Source organism: Ruegeria sp. AWH4_226 (genome assembly GCF_056159225.1).
On the sequence record NZ_JBSWUU010000001.1, the window covers coordinates 1,357,812 to 1,375,108 of the forward strand.

19 protein-coding genes are annotated in these 17,297 nt (G+C 58.6%); 2 read left to right on the forward strand and 17 right to left on the reverse strand.

Annotation, left to right across the window (positions count from 1 at the left end):
• Positions 1-2: 2 nt before the first annotated feature.
• The 10 genes from ACXAET_RS06585 to ACXAET_RS06630 all read right to left on the reverse strand — a co-directional run bounded on the left by ACXAET_RS06585 (position 3) and on the right by ACXAET_RS06630 (position 7,331).
• Positions 3-416 (reverse strand): phage major tail protein, TP901-1 family, encoded by a 414-nt coding sequence (locus ACXAET_RS06585; protein ID WP_224889277.1) that lies wholly within the window; start codon positions 414-416, stop codon positions 3-5.
• A 20-nt stretch (positions 417-436) separates the two neighbouring features.
• Positions 437-850, reverse strand: a complete 414-nt coding sequence (locus ACXAET_RS06590; RefSeq protein WP_475182912.1) for a DUF3168 domain-containing protein — start codon at positions 848-850, stop codon at positions 437-439.
• Positions 847-1,185 carry a phage head closure protein gene (locus ACXAET_RS06595; protein ID WP_475182917.1) on the reverse strand — a complete coding sequence of 113 codons (339 nt, stop codon included), beginning with the start codon at positions 1,183-1,185 and terminating at the stop codon, positions 847-849. Before ACXAET_RS06595 ends, ACXAET_RS06590 begins: the two co-directional genes overlap by 4 nt.
• Entirely contained in the window at positions 1,185-1,781 is a 597-nt protein-coding gene (locus ACXAET_RS06600; RefSeq protein WP_475182921.1) for a head-tail connector protein, read from the reverse strand. The genes ACXAET_RS06595 and ACXAET_RS06600 overlap by 1 nt, the downstream gene beginning before the upstream one ends.
• Positions 1,782-1,959: 178 nt before the next feature.
• Positions 1,960-3,138 (reverse strand): phage major capsid protein, encoded by a 1,179-nt coding sequence (locus ACXAET_RS06605; RefSeq protein ID WP_475182925.1) that lies wholly within the window; start codon positions 3,136-3,138, stop codon positions 1,960-1,962.
• A 35-nt stretch (positions 3,139-3,173) separates the two neighbouring features.
• Positions 3,174-3,719 (reverse strand): HK97 family phage prohead protease, encoded by a 546-nt coding sequence (locus tag ACXAET_RS06610; protein WP_475182928.1) that lies wholly within the window; start codon positions 3,717-3,719, stop codon positions 3,174-3,176.
• A 26-nt stretch (positions 3,720-3,745) separates the two neighbouring features.
• Complete coding sequence (locus tag ACXAET_RS06615; RefSeq protein WP_058280601.1) at positions 3,746-3,964, reverse strand: GTA head formation protein, RCAP_rcc01685 family; 219 nt, start codon at positions 3,962-3,964, stop codon at positions 3,746-3,748.
• Entirely contained in the window at positions 3,957-5,129 is a 1,173-nt protein-coding gene (locus ACXAET_RS06620; protein WP_475182936.1) for a phage portal protein, read from the reverse strand. The genes ACXAET_RS06615 and ACXAET_RS06620 overlap by 8 nt, the downstream gene beginning before the upstream one ends.
• Positions 5,130-5,293: 164 nt before the next feature.
• Positions 5,294-5,851, reverse strand: coding sequence for a hypothetical protein (locus ACXAET_RS06625; protein WP_475182940.1), 558 nt, complete (start codon positions 5,849-5,851; stop codon positions 5,294-5,296).
• Positions 5,852-5,960: 109 nt separating this feature from the next.
• Positions 5,961-7,331 (reverse strand): DNA-packaging protein, encoded by a 1,371-nt coding sequence (locus ACXAET_RS06630; protein ID WP_475187146.1) that lies wholly within the window; start codon positions 7,329-7,331, stop codon positions 5,961-5,963.
• Between the two features lie 919 nt (positions 7,332-8,250).
• Between ACXAET_RS06630 and ACXAET_RS06635 the strand changes: the two genes are divergently transcribed.
• A complete protein-coding gene (locus tag ACXAET_RS06635; protein WP_475182943.1) occupies positions 8,251-9,507 on the forward strand; it encodes a DEAD/DEAH box helicase in 1,257 nt (418 codons plus the stop codon).
• 36 nt (positions 9,508-9,543) lie between these two features.
• Here the strand turns inward: ACXAET_RS06635 and mltG are convergent, their stop codons facing one another.
• From mltG to fabD, 7 genes are all read right to left on the reverse strand, one after another.
• The gene (mltG, locus tag ACXAET_RS06640) at positions 9,544-10,704 is read right to left on the reverse strand and encodes an endolytic transglycosylase MltG (RefSeq protein WP_475182948.1); all 1,161 of its coding nucleotides are present in this window, start codon (positions 10,702-10,704) and stop codon (positions 9,544-9,546) included.
• On the reverse strand, positions 10,705-11,970 hold the full coding sequence (gene fabF / locus ACXAET_RS06645; protein WP_475182951.1) for a beta-ketoacyl-ACP synthase II: 1,266 nt from the start codon (positions 11,968-11,970) through the stop codon (positions 10,705-10,707).
• 197 nt (positions 11,971-12,167) lie between these two features.
• Positions 12,168-12,911: a 1-(5-phosphoribosyl)-5-[(5-phosphoribosylamino)methylideneamino]imidazole-4-carboxamide isomerase gene (locus tag ACXAET_RS06650; protein ID WP_475182956.1), complete on the reverse strand. Its 744-nt coding sequence runs from the start codon at positions 12,909-12,911 to the stop codon at positions 12,168-12,170.
• 118 nt (positions 12,912-13,029) lie between these two features.
• Positions 13,030-13,569 carry a GNAT family N-acetyltransferase gene (locus tag ACXAET_RS06655; protein ID WP_475182960.1) on the reverse strand — a complete coding sequence of 180 codons (540 nt, stop codon included), beginning with the start codon at positions 13,567-13,569 and terminating at the stop codon, positions 13,030-13,032.
• Positions 13,570-13,706: 137 nt separating this feature from the next.
• The gene (locus ACXAET_RS06660) at positions 13,707-13,940 is read right to left on the reverse strand and encodes an acyl carrier protein (RefSeq protein WP_008756330.1); all 234 of its coding nucleotides are present in this window, start codon (positions 13,938-13,940) and stop codon (positions 13,707-13,709) included.
• A 208-nt stretch (positions 13,941-14,148) separates the two neighbouring features.
• Complete coding sequence (gene fabG, locus ACXAET_RS06665) at positions 14,149-14,886, reverse strand: 3-oxoacyl-[acyl-carrier-protein] reductase (RefSeq protein WP_475182964.1); 738 nt, start codon at positions 14,884-14,886, stop codon at positions 14,149-14,151.
• A gap of 41 nt (positions 14,887-14,927) precedes the next feature.
• Complete coding sequence (fabD, locus tag ACXAET_RS06670) at positions 14,928-15,866, reverse strand: ACP S-malonyltransferase (protein WP_475182968.1); 939 nt, start codon at positions 15,864-15,866, stop codon at positions 14,928-14,930.
• A 170-nt stretch (positions 15,867-16,036) separates the two neighbouring features.
• Here fabD and ACXAET_RS06675 point away from each other — a divergent pair, with 170 nt between their 5' ends.
• On the forward strand, positions 16,037-17,263 hold the full coding sequence (locus ACXAET_RS06675; protein WP_475182972.1) for a cytochrome b/b6 domain-containing protein: 1,227 nt from the start codon (positions 16,037-16,039) through the stop codon (positions 17,261-17,263).
• Positions 17,264-17,297: the final 34 nt, after the last annotated feature.

Below are 17,297 nucleotides of genomic sequence, written 5' to 3' on the forward strand. Positions count from 1 at the left end.
AATTACAGCGCCGTGAATGCCAGAGCGCCAGCACTGGCCAGGCTCATCTCATACGTTGCCTCGCCATTATGTGAGCCTGCGTACTCGATTCCGGTTACCTGAAACGCCCCTTCGACGATGCCAAAATCAGGGATAATGACTTGAAAATTGGGCGTTTCCCCATCAAAGAACAGCTGTCGCGCGCGTTCGTCGGTGTCAGCGTCTTTGAAAACCCCCGATCCAGAAATCGCGGCGGATTTCACCCCGGCGCCCGACAAAAGCTCACGCCAGCCGCCCTGACTTTCAAGGCTGGTAACATCCACACTTTCCGCGTTGAAACTGACCCGCGTGGCCCGCAAGCCCGCGATCGTCTCGAACAGGCCCGAGCCGTTCATATCCACTTTGACCAACAGGTCTTTTCCGTTTTGGGCAGCCATCTGCTCTCTCCGTTGATTGGTTAATCATCTTCCACGCGGGCGCGGAATTTCAGGTCGATCTGGCGAACTGCGCCGCCAGTACCTGTGCGACGGGCCGAAGCGCGCTCAAACCACAAACCGACCAGCCGCCCGCGATCCAGCATCAGCGCCGCACCCTCAAGCGCGTCGCATACCGCTCCGGCCAATGCTTTAGCGGCACCAAATCCGCCGGCCTCAGATATTACCGACACGATGAAGCGATGCGTCGCCCCTGCGCCAGATTGGTCCGAGGCGTCTCGCACCTCTTCCGGTCCCAGCGTGACATAGGCCTGGGGCACCGACCCTGCAGGTATCGCGTCGTAAATCGCGCCATCCGAGAGCGTGCTGACCTGCGCATCATCCGTAAGCCTTTGAAATACCGCCGCTTGCAAGGCGGCTGAAACGCCGTAGCTCATGCCGCGACCTCCTCATCTGCGAAACAGGTAAGGTATTGACCGCGGGGGTCACGGTCCGCGACGGCGCGGATCACAAAACGACGCGATCCTTCCGAAAATCGCTGATCTGGTGAAGGCCGCATCGTTGTTCCCTTGGGTGCACCGCGAACCACGATCCGATACCCGACACGTGATACGGGCACGCCCGCCACCTGACGCTCAGACCCGCTGCGCGCAGTGACCTCGGCCCAAACGGTGCCCAGCGCCTGCCAGGTCTCGGTGTATCCACCCGCGCCATCAGCCGTACGGACTGGCGCCTCAAGCACCAGCTTTCGGTTCAGTTGTGGCTTTTTCATCAAGCCACCCCTGCGCCAAAGCGGACCGTGCGATAGCGCTGGATCAGGCTGGTCACACCAAACGGCATGCACCCTGCACCAAGGGCCGTTTCGTCCCGATATTCGTAGTAGTGCGCCGCCAGCAGCAGCACTGCCTGCCCCAAGTCAGCTGGTAAGCCATCCCAATCCACCGATATACCCGCGATAAAGGCGATCTTGGCCGTGCCACCAGTTGCAAGTCTTGGCAACATCAAACCAGTCGGGCGCAGCCGGGGGCGCTGGCTGTCTTGTTCCAACCGGTAAGATTCCGGCGCGATTGCGCTTTCCGCACCCGCTGCGTCAAAGACTGAAACCCCTTCCACAGCCTTCACCGGGGCGACCGGCAGCACCTCGCTGGCAGAGTCACGCCACGCATTCAGGGTCCAGGAAAATTTGCGTTCAATCAGCACCTTACCGGTGCGCGCCTCAATCGCTGCGATTGCTGCCCGCAGAAAGCCACTCAAGACCTCGTCCTGCACGCTGCCCTCGGCAAAGCCGGTTCCCAGCCGCAGATGCGCCTTGAACTGATCCACCGGCAGCGCCGCATCAGCGATGGCGGTTTCTTCGATCAACATCATCCATTCACTCCGCAATCTCGGCCCCGCTACGGGGGTCGTCACTTCAGTAAACTGGCGGGCACGTGCCGCCCCACGTTGCTCGGACGGAGGGGAGCAGCTAGACAACGCGGGGGATCTCACCCCAGCCCGCGCCCGCCGCCCGAAAGGCCGATTTCCGGCCCCTCGGATCCGTCACCGCTTAGGCGATGCCGAATTTCACCAGCTTGATTGCAGCAAAGTCGCTCACATCACCGCCAACGCGTTTGGTCGCGTAGAACAGGACATGCGGCTTAGCGCTGAAAGGGTCGCGCAGCACCCTCAGGTCAGGTCGTTCAGCGATGGTGTAACCGGCCTGGAAGTCACCGAAAGCGATCGAGAAACTGTCGGATGCTGCATCCGGCATATCCTCGGCGATCAAAACGGGATAGCCCATCAGGCGCGCTGGCTCACCCGCCGCCAGCCCGTCCGACCACAAGAAGCGGCCATCACTGTCCTTAAGTTTGCGGATCAAACCAGCGGTCTTCGAGTTCATGACGAACGTGCCATTAACCCTGTACTGTGCACCCAGCGCGTAAACCGCATCAACAATGGCATCGGCGTCAACACCGCCGTCAATGCCTGTGGGAACATACCCAACGTTGCCCCATGCCCAGACATCATTATCAACCTTGGCGTGGTCCAGAATGCCTTTGGGCTTGTCGACACCATCACCGCTGATAAAGGCTGACGCTTCGGCGCGGGCAAACTTGTCGGCGATACGACCAGCCAGCCAACCCTCGACGTCGAACGCACTGTCGTCCAGCAGACGTTGCGAAGCTTTGGGAAGCGCGCTCAGTTCATGCAGCGCGATTGAAATGCGATCAATCGAAGGGGTCGCGGTTTCAGTTGCAGAGGAAGCCTCATCCGCCCAACCGGCACCAACATCCGTGTGGTCGATCAGAACATCGAAAGAGTTCGCCTCGACATTCACGACCGATGCAATCGAACGGATCGAAGCGGTGGATTTCAGCACCGACTTGATGATCTCGGCCGTCTGCGGATCTACCAGATAGCCTCCATCACTATTGACCGCGCTGGTCAGAGATTTGGCTTCCATCTCCAGCCCCCGAAGGCCGTCATCGTTGCCTGAACGCACATAGGCATCAAACGCCTTTTGGTGCGGCGCGCCGTCAAGGGTCGAGGCCGCAAGGTGCGGACGCGCCGCGATGGTTGATTTACGATCCAGCATTGTCAGTCGCTCTTCTGTCTGTTGCAGTTTGGTTTTAACTTCAGCCTTCAGGCCTCTGAATTCACACACGAAGCCAGCCATCGCCTGCTTCACCTCCTGAACCAGGGGCGCACCCTCTCCGGTCAAGGCCGGGGTCTCGGTCTTGCTCATCAGCACTTCCATTCTTTGGGTGGGTTTGAGGCGCGCTAGGGTCGCGCCAACTCCTGCCGGGCGTGATTGAACACCTCGGCAATTTTGCGCCAGGTGTCCTCGACCGCAGGCTCAGTGCCTTTGGCCGCCACCCGCGCACTGGGCAGCATCGGGAAGGTCACCAGAGACACCTCCCACAGCTCCAGTTCCGTCAGGACCCGCTGGCCCTTGTCATTCTTCACGGCCCGCTTTGTACGATACCCAATCGACAGGCCGTCCATAGCTCCTGCTCGGATCAGCTCCGCCGCTTCACGGCCCTTTTGAGTGCTTTCCAACAATCGTCCCTTGACCCAAAGGCCCCGGTCATCTTCGCGCACTTCGTCCCAGACGCCGATAGGCTGCGCCGGATCATGCTGCCACAGCATCTTGACCCGCTGACCCGCCGTAGCCAGGCCCGCGAGCGACGCGCGATAGGCACCTTTCTGCACGACGTCACTGCCCTGATCCACGTGACCAAATAGGCTGGCATAGCCCGCGATCACCGCATCGTCCGATACCGACAACCCATCTCCAAAGCGTGCGAATTTATGCTCTAAACCCATTAATAACTCCTCATAAGACACTGACTTTACGGCGTTACAGAAAGAAACGACTGAAACGCTTGTGCAAGGATCACGGCTGCCACACCGTAAACAGTCAGCCACAGCCGCCTCTCAAGCCGTTCCATCATCTCTTCGATCTGATCCAACCGCTTGCACAGGTGCGCGTGCTGAATTTCAGCCACTCTTTCATGCGCTGCCAGGCGCAAACCTGGCGCACAATCAAACGGGGGATACCCCTCAGCCATCCGCCCCCTCCGCCAGGGCCGGCAGGCCCAGCAAAGACCGTTTTTCGGCATCCGTCAGGAAATCGGCATTGCTGACGCGGGTCCACTGCGCGTCCCGCTCCGTCGCCAACGCCGGTACCTGATCCAGATCGGGTTTCAGCATCAGATCTTCACCAGTATAGCCCGAGAGCCACTCTGACACCGCCGCCGCCACCCGCGTCACCAGGGGCAGTACTGTCAGGCGGTAAAACGCCCGGTTGGCCTCCTGATAGTTCGAATAGGTCGCGTCGCCTTGTATTCCCAGCAGCATTGGCGGGACCCCAAAGGCCAGCGCGATCTCGCGGGCGGCGGCTTCCTTGGTCTTTTGAAACTCCATATCCGAGGGCGAGAAGCCCATCGGCTTCCAATCCAGCCCTCCTTCCAGAACCATCGGACGGCCAGCATTCCGCGCGCCGCGATAGTTCTGTTCAATCTCATCTGACAGGCGGCGGAACTGATCCTCGGCCATCACCCCGTGGCCATCACCGCCCTTCCACACCAGAGCCCCTGAGGGCCGCGCCGCGTTATCCAGCAAGGATTTCGACCAGCGTGACGCGCTGTTATGGACATCTATCGCCATGGCCGCCGCCTGCATGGGCGAGAACCCATAGTGGTCATCCTGAGGGTGGAAGGACTTGATGTGACAGATCGCTTCGGCCGGAAAACGATGTATTTTTCCTCCGACGCTGTAGTCATAGGCCTTCGGCCACCCATCCGCCCCCGGTACCACGCTCATCCGGTCGGATCGCAGGACGTGCAGTTCAACCGGAAGCCCATCTTCGGCCTGGACAGCCTCCATATAGGCGTTGCCGGACAACAGAAGTTGGCCAAACACGGCCTCCATCAACTCCGCCCGCCCTTGCGCTGCGTTCGGACGGCGCATCAATGTCAGCATGGGATGCGTTTCAAACCGCTGCTCGCGATCCTGCAACACCAGAGGCAAAGCCGCCGCCGCCTCGGCGATCAGCTTGACCGAGCGAAACCCAACCGGGTTCCCCGAAAACCCCGTCCGCGTCAGTGACACCGTGTCCCGAGGGCTCCAGGCCGCGCGCCCACCCGTCTGCCACGCCACCACCGGTCCCGCCGCACTCGCCTTTGCCTCAGGCGCTTGCCCGGCCGCCCCACGACGCAAGAAATCGAATACCATCTGTGCTCCTTTCTGCCGCCGCTCTGCCCGGCTTGTTGAAAGGAGTTATGACGGAAAGAAGTTTAGGGCTTGGGAATGGGGCGTACGGGGGTTGGGCAACGGCTTTGTCTTGGCGAAGTTACAACGGGAAAGGTTGCTAACTGCATACTTTGAACAAACAACCGTCAACTTAGCTCACAACGATCCCATAGCGCTTGATCGTCCTGCGCGATCATCGAACTGTAGACCATCTCGTCTAAACAACTCGTCTCGTAGTTCTCTCTGAGGTATTTCGCATCAACTATCAGAATATGCTGTCGGGAAACGTAAAATGGAATTGGATGTAAGCGAATTCGGATACCGGCACGTTGTATTGAAGTACGCGAACCCGGATCAATGGTGGCAACATCTGCAACGTCAATGCCAAGTTGAGGAGCGAAGTCAACGTTATGTATGTCTTTGAATTCCTCTAACAAAAAAACCCAAATGTCTACGTCCGAAAAGTCTTCCGGTTCTTGTGACGATAATTGGTTTTTCGTGTCTTCCATCGTCTCCGAAAACAATGGGGGATTGGAATAGAGCTCGCCTGCTTGCCAAAACACAAATTCTGAAGGGTTCAGCTTCTTCTCTAAGTTAGCCAGGATGCTGTAATGCTGTGAACCGATCGCAAACAAGAATGTCAAAACAACAATCGCAGCATAAATTCCAAGAAGCCTGAATATCCATAGCCTAAGTTGTTTCATCCCTGCTCATCTCTGCATTGTTTGCTTGCGGGGCATGTAAGCTCCGAATTCTTCGAACTGCAAGTTAGAGTTGAAACAGCACAGCCATTCTTCGAGAAATCTGAATAATTCACAAAGCCCTCACCCTAGGCCGCCGATACGTCCCCGCAGGCCCAACAACTAACTCATGCAGCGCCCAGACCAGCGCGTCGACGCGGTCCGGAGAGCCCGGTCCCTCAAACCCGCGCGCGGTCATCTGGCACATCTGCTCCTCCAGCGCGATCAGCCCGGCCACATGGCGAACCCGCCCCTGCTCATACAACGCCGCCACAGGCTCGGCACGTGCGACCTTTCCGCGCGATGCACGCACCGCGCGAAACGGGACCAGAGGATCTACCTGCCGCACGACCTCTTCCACCAACTGCCCGCCCTGATTGACCTCGGCCACCAGCCGTTCGGCCCCGAACTCTTCCGTCGTGTCAATCGCCGCCTGCGCCCAGCCAGCGGGGCCCACGCCCTGCACCGTGCGGTCGGCCAGCACATAGGCGCGCCACTCCTCTGGCGGCCCCTGTAGCTGCGCGCCCACAACCACGATCCCGCAAGCATCCGCATCCGACCCTGCCGTTACCGCCGGGTCCAGCGCCACTACGATACGATCCATCTCGGGCACCTGCACACACCGCGCCGCCTCCAGCATTGAACTCGTCCATAGAGCCCCGTCCGCATCCGACAGCAGCACGCCATCCAACTCCTGCCGCCCCAGCCGTGTGCCGGCGTAGCGCGCCCGTACCTCGGCCAGAAACGACTCGGCCAGATTAGCCCGGTTCGCCTCGGTCGGCGCATGGGTCTGCGCGGTCGAGGGTGACGCAAGTAGTTCCTTCAACACTTTCACGTTGCGCGGTGTGGTTGTCACACAAACCCGTGGCCGCTCTCCCAACCGCAAAGCAAATTGCAACATGTCCCAGGTCTCGCCCGCCTTCTTCCACTTAGCCAGTTCGTCGACCCAAGCCGCATCGAACTGCGGGCCGCGCAGCCCCTCAGGATCATGCGCCGAAAACGCCTGCGCCTCAGCCCCGTTGGGCCAGATCAGCTTGCGTTCCGAAGCTTTCCACGCAGGTCGCCGGTCCGGCGGCGAACACTGCAAAATCCCGCTATCGCCAAAAATCATCACGTCGCGCACCTGATCAAATGTTTCACCGACCAAAGCCACCCGACACGCCTCACCCTTATCCAACGGCAATGATCCTTCAACCATCGACCGCACCCATTCCGCTCCGGCGCGTGTTTTGCCTGCCCCTCGCCCTCCCATGATCACCCAGGACCGCCAATCGCCCTTGGGCGGAAGCTGATGTGGCAGCGCCCAGAACTCGAACAGGAAAGGGAGGGCACACAGCCCCCCCTCCCCGATCTCACTCAGAAATCTGTCCCGAACCGCAGCATCGGCGGAGGCGAGCCAACCTGCACCCGATTTCAAATCGAGCGCGCTCAAGGTCGAGCGCATACCCCCCTTGGGCAATTCCGGCTTGTCTGTGACGTTGTTCGACAAAGCTTGTCTCCACTTTCTGACAACTTCGGATCAGCCCCTCTAGCTGCCCGAGTTGTTTGGCTGCACCAGCCAAGTCTGCATCCTCCCCGGTTCCGATTTGCCTGCGCAGTTCTTCCGCTGCTTGGCGCAAACCGCGAATGGATGTCTCAAGTGACTGCAAAAGCTCGGCCGTATGTGACATCCGCTCTTCCGGGGTAATCAAAGTCATGTTTGCCTGTGACCTCATGCGTGAGTTTTTCCGCACGAGAGAAACGGAAAAACGGCCACCGGGTTGCCCCGGGGCCGTTTGCCCACTTCTTCTAGCATGACACAATTCCTACGGTAAAAAGCACGCAAAGTCAACGTCTTGCGCAACAGAGGCGCAACAAGCACCGTGTCGGGCATCTTAACAATTTGTAATCGTTGCTTGCATCGGCGGCTATTGGTGACTTGACGCAACCCGGGGGACCGCCAAGACCCAACTTTTCTATCTGGCGAACCCCACGAAATTTATCCAAGTCGCTGCATGTTATCTCTGAAACAGTCGATACTAGTGTTGTTCGGTCCAGGGTTTTTGACGGCAGTACGGCTGACTTGTCCACTCACCCCCAACCTCAATCAAAGAAACCACCGCTTGACATTCCAGCGACAAACCCGCATGTGCCTTCTAATCAAAGCGCTGCCGCGTGAGCACAACGGCCTGAGTTGGCCCGAACAGCGCACCACGATACTCCAGTTCCCCATCACGCAGGGTTCTCGACGCGTCAGCCGGACGCCACAGGAAGCGCCTGTGTGTCCCGAGGTTGCGCGAAACCCTCGCAGGTCACGTGTTGAACGTGGCCAAACTCGCTCGTCCGTGACGAATGTATGGTCGCGGATCATAAAGGAATGACACTTGTTCGATTTTGACATGCTGGGCCTTGCCCCAGCGCTGAATGATGCGCTGAAACGCGCCAATTTTTCCCAGCCCACGCCGATCCAAAACAAGGCGATCCCGCTGGCACTTGAAGGCCATGATATTCTTGGACTGGCCCAAACCGGCACCGGCAAGACATTGGCTTTCGGTCTGCCGCTGATTGATCATCTGCTGGCACAACCCGGCAAACCCGCTCCTAAGACGGCCAAGGCACTGATCCTGGCCCCTACCCGAGAATTGGTCAATCAGATCGCCGAAAGCCTCCGCAATCTGACCAAAAAGACAAAGTTACGCGTTGCTACCGTTGTCGGCGGGCAATCCATCGGCAAGCAAATCTCTTTCCTGTCGCGCGGCACCGACATTTTGGTCGCCACACCGGGTCGCCTGATCGATTTGATGGAGCGCGGCGCCGTAGATCTCAGCGCAGTGCGCCACCTTGTGCTGGACGAAGCCGACCAAATGCTGGACATGGGCTTTATCCACGCTCTGCGTCGGATTGCACCGGCACTGGGTACACCGCGCCAGACAATGTTGTTTTCAGCGACTATGCCCAAGCAGATGGAAGAACTCAGCCAAGCATACCTGTCCAACCCGCAAAGGGTTCAGGTTTCACCTCCGGGCAAAGCCGCAGACAAGATCACGCAGTCCGTGCATTTCCTTAGCCGAGCGGAAAAGCCCGTGAAACTGCGCGACATCCTTTCAAAAGACACGGATGCCCTGACGCTGGTTTTCGCCCGCACCAAGCATGGCGCGGAAAAACTCATGAAAGGTCTTGTGGAGGACGGCTTTAATGCCGCTTCGATCCACGGGAACAAAAGCCAAGGTCAAAGAGACCGCGCGATCAAGGCATTCCGCGCCGGAGAGATCACGATTCTGGTCGCCACCGACGTGGCCGCGCGGGGTATCGATATCCCGGGCGTTGCCTATGTGATCAACTACGACCTGCCTGAAGTACCTGACAATTATGTCCACCGCATTGGCCGAACGGCGCGCGCAGGACGTGAAGGTGAAGGCATAGCATTTTGCGCACCTGACGAAGTGGACCAACTGCGCCAGATAAAAAAGCTGATGAAGATTGAAATTCCGGTCGCCAGCGGCTCGATGCCCGAAGTTGCAGAACCCAAAGCCCCGCGCAAACGCGGAGGGTTCCGGGGCCGCCGCCCTCAGGGGGCCAACACGGGAAGGAAGCCCCAAGGGTCCAAGCAGCGCCGTCCGCGCAGACGGTCAGCCGCATAGGAAAAAAGGGCCGCGTTGCGAAACGCGGCCCGTGTTCTAATTGTTGGAGCCGTTTCTCTCAGCTTCGATCTCGCGCCATTTGGCGACGTTTCGATTATGCTCATCCAGGGTTTCCGCAAAAGCGTGTCCACCTGTTCCATCCGCGACAAAAAACACATACTGGGTCTCTTCCGGGGCCACAGCTGCCTGAAGGCTGGCCAAACCGGGATTGGCAATCGGCGTTGGCGGCAGGCCGTCTATCACATATGTATTCCAAGGTGTTGCACGGCGAAGCTCACTCCGGCGCAAACCACGGCCAAGTACGCCTTGCCCTTTTGTAACGCCATAGATTACGGTCGGGTCCGTTTGAAGTCTCATACCCTTTTCAAGGCGATTTACGAAAACGCTGGCAACCTGTCCCCGCTCATGCGGGACACCGGTTTCCTTTTCGATGATGGAGGCAAGGATCAGCATCTCTTCCGGGCTGGAAATCGGTAAGCCGTCCTGACGGCTTTCCCAAACCGCATTGATGCGAAGTTGCTGTTTCTCCTGCATATTCTGAAGAAGGGCTACGCGGTCATCTCCGGGTCTCAAATCATAGCTGTCGGGTGCCAGCATGCCCTCGGCCGGGACTTCGGTGACATCACCAGTAAGCGCGTCAACTCCCTTCAAGGCTTCAACCACCTGCCACGAGGTCACCCCCTCAGCAAGGGAAACACGATACCGGGTGTCGGAATCCTGACGCTTTTCGGTATATTCCGCAGGGGTTTCATCTACGCCGACTTCAAAATTGGCGATCTCGACGAAGTCCAGTGTCGCCGGGTCCAGTTCACGCACCCGCGTTTGCAAGCGAGTCACCCCGATCCGATACTCGATCTCGGAACCGCATGTGCTGGCACCGCTACTGGTAATCTTGTCGATGATTTGCTCCATCGACGAACCTTCATTCACCAGAAAGCTTCCTGCTTTCAGCTGCCCAGCCTTGTCGGTGTAATCCGCACCCATCCTGAAGATAACCGCGCTGCTGATGGCGCCATCCTCCTCAAGCTGTTGGCTGACCTCGGTCATGTTTGAGCCACGCTTGACCTGCAAGCAAATGGCGGTTTCCAGCGGGCCTTCGCTTTTAAACTGCGACTGTCCCCACAGGATCACACCGCCAGTCAGGAACAGGCCGACCACAAGGATGGTCAACGCATTCGACGCCAAAGCCCGCCACATTTATCCAACCTTTCCGAAGATCACGCTGGCATTGGTGCCACCAAAGCCAAACGAGTTCGATAGGGCCACATTGATTTCCCGCTCGCGTTTTGCGTTCGGAGCAAGGTCGATCGGAGTTTCGACTGCGGGGTTATCCAGGTTGATCGTCGGCGGCGCCACCTGATCCCGGATCGCCAGGATCGAAAAGATCGCCTCGATCGCGCCCGCCGCACCCAGCAAATGACCAGTGGCCGACTTGGTCGAGGTCATCGTCGCACTGCCCGCATGTTCACCCAGCAAGCGTTCCACTGCACCCAGTTCAATCGTATCCGCCATGGTCGAGGTGCCGTGCGCGTTAATATAGTCCAGATCTTTCGGCTCCAACCCAGCACTGCGTAGCGCAGCCCGCATCGCGCGTTCGGCACCGTCGCCATCTTCGGACGGCGCCGTAATGTGATATGCGTCACCGGACATGCCATAGCCCAAGACTTCGGCATAAATCTTAGCGCCGCGTGCCTTGGCGTGTTCGTATTCCTCCAAAACCACAATTCCCGCGCCTTCGCCCATCACGAAACCATCACGGTCCACGTCATAGGGCCGGCTGGCTTTCTTGGGGTCGTCAGCGTATTTGGTCGACAGCGCCTTGCACGCATTAAAGCCCGCAATCCCAATCTCACAGATGCAGCCTTCGCCGCCGCCCGCAACCATGACATCCGCGTCACCAGCACGGATAATGCGGCTAGCATCGCCAATGGCATGCGCCCCGGTCGAACAGGCTGTGACCACCGAATGGTTCGGGCCTTTAAAACCGTGGCGGATCGAAACCTGACCCGAGGCCAGGTTGATCAGCGCGCCCGGAATAAAGAACGGCGACACACGGCGCGGGCCTTTGTCCCTGATGAGGTTGGCCGTGTTCGCGATGGAGCCGAGGCCGCCGATGCCAGAGCCAATCAGGACACCGGTCCTCAGGCGCTCCTCTTCGTCTTCGGGTAACCAGTTCGCATCCTGACAGGCCATATCGGCCGCCGCGATGGAATAGAGGATAAAGTCCTCAATCTTGCGCTGCTCTTTTGGCGGCATCCAATCGTCCGGGTTGAAGGTCCCGTTAGAACCGTCGCCACGTGGAACTTCACAGGCATAGGTCGTGGTGACCCCGCTTGCCTCGGCGTCGAACTGAGTGATCGGGCCTGCACCGGATTCTCCGTCCAGCAGCCGCGACCAGGATTCTTCGACACCGCTGGCCAATGGCGTGACCAACCCCAGACCGGTTACAACGACTCTGCGCATGAAATGCCTCTTGCCTGCTTCCTATTTGAGAACCGCTCTTACCCCGGCCCGGGGTCCGGGGGCAAGAGCCACGGCAGATTCCCCTCCGGCACGATTTCGCCACACGAAGCAAAAGCTTGGCAATAAAATCGGTTCTTTCGACAAAAAAACCGCCGGTCACCAGTGACGACAACAGGCGGTTTTGAATTGCAGTTGGCTTACTGAAACTGTGCCACCGGCTCATGCGCCGTCTTGGCCACTTCCAGCGCATCCGCCAGGCCGAGTGTCTTGCGGAACAACGCACGCCCAACAATCGCGCCCGAGATGTTGGGGATGTATGCCAATCTGGAAATGTCGTCCGCTGTGCGCACCACACCGCTTGCAATGATTGGCGTTCGGGACTTTTCCGCAAGTCCCGAGATAAGCCCCAGCTGCGCCTCGACATCTTCCATATCGCTGTCGATATCGGTCACAACAATACCGGCAAACGGAGTATTCTCGAAGGCCTGAATAAAGGCTTCCGGAGTGAATGCACTCTGACTGCGCCAGCCGTCGGTCATTACAAACCCCCGCCAGACATCAACCGCCAGAACGATCTGATCGGGATACAACTTGGCCAGTTCTTTCACCAGATTGGGATCTCGCGCAGCAAGCGTGCCGATCACGACCCGCCCTGCACCTTTGTCGATCCAATGTGCAACTTGCTCACGGCTGCGCATACCACCAGCCAGCTGCACAGGCATCTCGGCCGAGCGAATGATCTCTTCAACCAACCCAAAATTGGTATCCCGTCCTTCGATCGCATCAAAGTCCGTCAGCTGCATCCACTCAGCCCCGGCGGCCGACCACCCACGCGCCGTTTCAATGGGGTCCACATGCCAGATCATGGCATTGTCCAGACGGCCCTTGTCCAGCGTGACACATCGGCCGTTCTGCAGTTCCATTGTAGGATAAATTCTCATGAGCCCGCTCCCTCTCCCAGTCGCGTTGCAATCCAGCGCACTATACACGCGGGATGAAACCCGGAGAATACTGGTTTCGGCAAACTGAGGGTGTTTTGCGGCATGATTGCCGGTCGCGTTACATCCGTGTCGGTGGACCGTTCCGTCGCAACAGAACGACCGGAGTACTGTTGTATTCGCAGCTTCGCATTGGGACATATCCCAGCTTGTCAGCCAGCTTTTGCGATACGGTGTTGGCGGAATTTACCATTGCAACCAATGGTCCGGGCATCACGCGGTCAAACCAGTCATGGGCGGCTTGCGCAGCTTCCAGCCCCAATCCCTGGCCCTGTGCCTCGGGTACCAAAACCCATCCAGCCTCGGGGTAGCAGTCGAAATCGTCGCCCAGCGCACGATTGCCATAGAAAAAGCCAGCCTGCCCGATCAACAACCGATTCGATTGCTGCATTACGGCCCACTGCCCGAATCCTGCCATCTGCCAGTGCCCTGCATTCCGAAGAAACGAATCCCACGCCTCACCACGAGATCGCGGCTTGCCACCAATATGGCGCACGATGCACGGGTTGCGCCAAATCTCGGCGAACCGGTTGAAGTCTTCGGGCCGCATTGCGCATAGCATCAAGCGTGCCGTGTTTATGGTCGGGGTGGATCGTATCATGCCCTGCCCGCTCGGATATTTGCCTCAGGCCTAACAGTGCTTAGCGAAATGGCACCTAGCAAGGAAGAATTTGGACAAGAACGAAAAAACGGCGTCTCCGTTGCCCGGAAACGCCGTTTTCTATCTGTTCGAAGCGTTTAAGAAGCTTCCGAGATGAATTTTACGGCGTCGCCGAAAGTCTGGATGGTCTCGGCTGCATCATCCGGGATCTCGATGCCAAACTCTTCTTCGAAAGCCATAACCAGCTCAACTGTGTCCAAGCTGTCTGCGCCCAGATCGTCGATGAACGAAGCGTTCTCTGCTACTTTGTCTTCTTCAACACCCAGGTGCTCAACAACGATCTTTTTTACGCGATCTGCGACGTCGCTCATGTCTATTCCTCATTCCATTTCAGGGCGTACTGCCCGGTTCAGCCCTTGCCCGCTCAGGCTGGCTTTGATGTGCCCGGTCCGGGCGGTTGGGTCCCGGAAGACCGGGAAAGTAGAAGGCCGACCAATCGGTCGACCTCTGCATGTATGCGCCGCCTATAGCACAGACAACGCCCAAGGCAAACGCTTTCGCGCCCGGCCCTGTTCGCGCTCACAACATGGCCATACCACCATTCACATGCAAGGTCGTTCCTGTGACATAGCCCGCCTCGGGGCTGGCAAGGTACAGAACTGCTGCAGCAATTTCCGCTGGTTCGCCCATACGTCCGGCGGGAACCTGACCCAGGATGCCGGATTTTTGATCGTCCGTCAGCTTGTCCGTCATAGCCGTTGTGATGAAGCCTGGGGCGACTGCGTTTGCCGTGATTCCGCGGCTTGCGACCTCATAAGCCAGCGATTTTGTCATGCCAACCATACCCGCTTTGGACGCGGCATAGTTTGCCTGCCCGGGGTTGCCAGTTGCGCCAACAACGGACGAGATATTGATGATACGGCCCCAGCGGGCCTTCATCATGCCGCGTAAAACGCCTTTGCACAGCTTGGCGGTGGCTGTCAGGTTCACGTCAATCACGCTCTGCCATTCTTCGTCCGACATGCGCATGAACAGGTTGTCTCGCGTAATGCCTGCGTTGTTGACCAGAATGTCGACCGAGCCCATCGCATCCGCCGCCTGCTTTGGCAGCGCCGTAACGGCTTCGGCATCTCCCAGATTACAAGGCAGTACATGCGCTCGTTCACCCAGTTCTTCGGCCAGTGCCTGCAGCGGCTCGACCCGCGTGCCGGAGAGCCCGACAGTGGCCCCCGCGCCGTGCAGCGCGCGTGCGATGTCGCCCCCAATTCCACCCGAAGCGCCGGTGATCAGCGCGTTCTTACCTGTCAAATCAAACATTCGGTTTCCCTCTTGGTGCGTCCCAATGGGACGTTTATTCTTTATGACTCGGCCTCAAGGACCTTTTGCACATCTTCTGGTGCACCAACGGCTTTACCCGCGATGTCGCGGTCAATCTTTCGGATCATGCCAGTCAGGGCTTTGCCTGCTCCGATCTCCCATGTCTCGGTCACACCGTGCGCCGCCATGTATTGCACGCTTTCACGCCACCGGACTGAACCGGTGACCTGTTCGACCAGTAATTGGCGAATCAGATCAGGGTCGGCAACCGCCTCGGCGCGCACATTCGCAACCAGCGGCACCGACGGCGCCTTGATTGAGACCGACGCCAAAGCCTCAGCCATCACGTCGGCAGCAGGCTGCATCAGCGCGCAGTGAAACGGTGCGCTGACCGGCAGCATCACAGCGCGTTTCGCACCTTTTTCCTTGGCGATCTCAGCGGCGCGTTCTACTGCGGCCTTGGAACCAGATACCACGACCTGTGTCGGATCGTTGTCGTTCGCAGCCTGACAAACCTCGCCCTGAGCGGCCTCTTCGGCTACGGAACGGACAGTATCCAGATCCAAACCAAGTATTGCGGCCATCGCACCTCCGCCCACCGGCACCGCAGTTTGCATGGCTTGACCACGTGTGCGCAAAAGGCGCGCCGTATCTGCAACGGACAACGCACCAGCAGCGGCCAACGCAGAATATTCACCAAGCGAGTGACCCGCGACAAAAGCCGCATCCGTGACTGCAATGCCCTCGGCCTCGAGCGCGCGCATCGCCGCCATCGACGTGGCCATCAATGCGGGTTGCGCGTTTTGCGTCAGCGTAAGGTCCGCAATATCACCGTCCCAGATCAGGTCGCTCAGTTTTTCACCCAGCGCCTCGTCAACCTCATCAAAAACAGCCCGAGCAGCCGGATAGACCTCGGCCAGAGCTTTGCCCATCCCGATGGTTTGGGCGCCCTGCCCGGGAAAAACGAATGCGCGTGTCATTGCGACCTCTTGAATGACGTTAGGTTGTCGCGGGGTGTAAACCGACTGCGGGCGCGGCACAAGCATTGCCTGACTTCTGCATCATGGCACCTTGACTGTGCGCATCACGCTATTGAGTCCTGTTCCCATGGCCTTAGGTTTAGGCCAACCACACCAGTCCGGAGCCCCTGATGCCACCGACAAACTCTTTCTCTGCATATGGCAGCGTGACCAAGACGTTCCACTGGCTGACCGCCCTGTTGATCTTTGCCGCCCTGCCGCTGGGCTGGATCGCTAATGACATGGCCTACGCAATCCGCGACCCTTCGGTCCCGACAACCGAGGAAGACATCACACGGGCTGCCCAACTGTTTTCCCTGCACAAAACGGTTGGCGTAACAGTTTTTTTCGTCGCCCTTGCTCGTATCCTCTGGGCCGTGACGCAAACCAAGCCCGGATTGCTGAACGCCGACAACAAGCCCGAGGCCTTCGCGGCCGAGACCGTGCACTGGATGCTCTATGCCTCTTTGGTTCTGGTGCCTCTGACGGGCTGGGTGCACCACGCCGCGGCCGAAGGATACGCCCCAATCCTGTGGCCGTTTGGGCAAACCCTGCCGTTTGTCCCCAAGTCGCCCTATGTCGCCGAAGTTACGGCCAACCTGCACTGGCTATTTATTTGGGTTCTGGCCGGTTCATTGGCGCTGCACATCGTCGGAGCCCTTAAACACCACGTGATCGATAAGGATAGCACCCTGCGTCGCATGTTGCCCGGTCGGTCAAATGCACCTGAGCCTCCGTTGCAACAGCACTCAGTCGCGCCGGCGTTTACGGCTTTGACTGTCTGGGGCGCGGTTTTGGTTGGCGGCTGGTCCATCGGCTTATTCTCGGACCACTCCGCCGCTGCAAGCGACACCGCTCAACTGACCGAAGTGCAATCCGATTGGCAGGTGCAAAATGGAAACCTGGCGATCACCATCACCCAGCTGGGCAGCCCGGTATCCGGCAGTTTCGCAGATTGGACCGCCGCAATAACCTTTGAAGACCCAGCAACACCGGGGTTAGCTGGCAGCGTGGATGTCACGATCTCCATCACATCGCTCAGCTTGGGAACCGTCACGGATCAAGCTATGGGCGCTGACTTCTTTGACAGCGCGCAGTTTCCCACCGCCCAATTCAAAGCCGACATCTATAAAACGGATACCGGGTACGAGGCACGTGGCCCGCTGACAATACGCGACAAGTCCGTTGACGTAGTCCTCCCTTTCACGCTGGATCTGCAGGACAACATAGCCACCATGTCTGGCGAACTCGAACTGAACCGGATGAATTTTGATGTCGGCACCTCGCAACCGACTGAGGAGTCGCTTGGTTTTGACGTGGTTGTGTCAGTCAACCTGACAGCGCAGCGCGGTACGTAAAAAAAATCGCCGGGAAAGCGCCCCGGCGATTTTG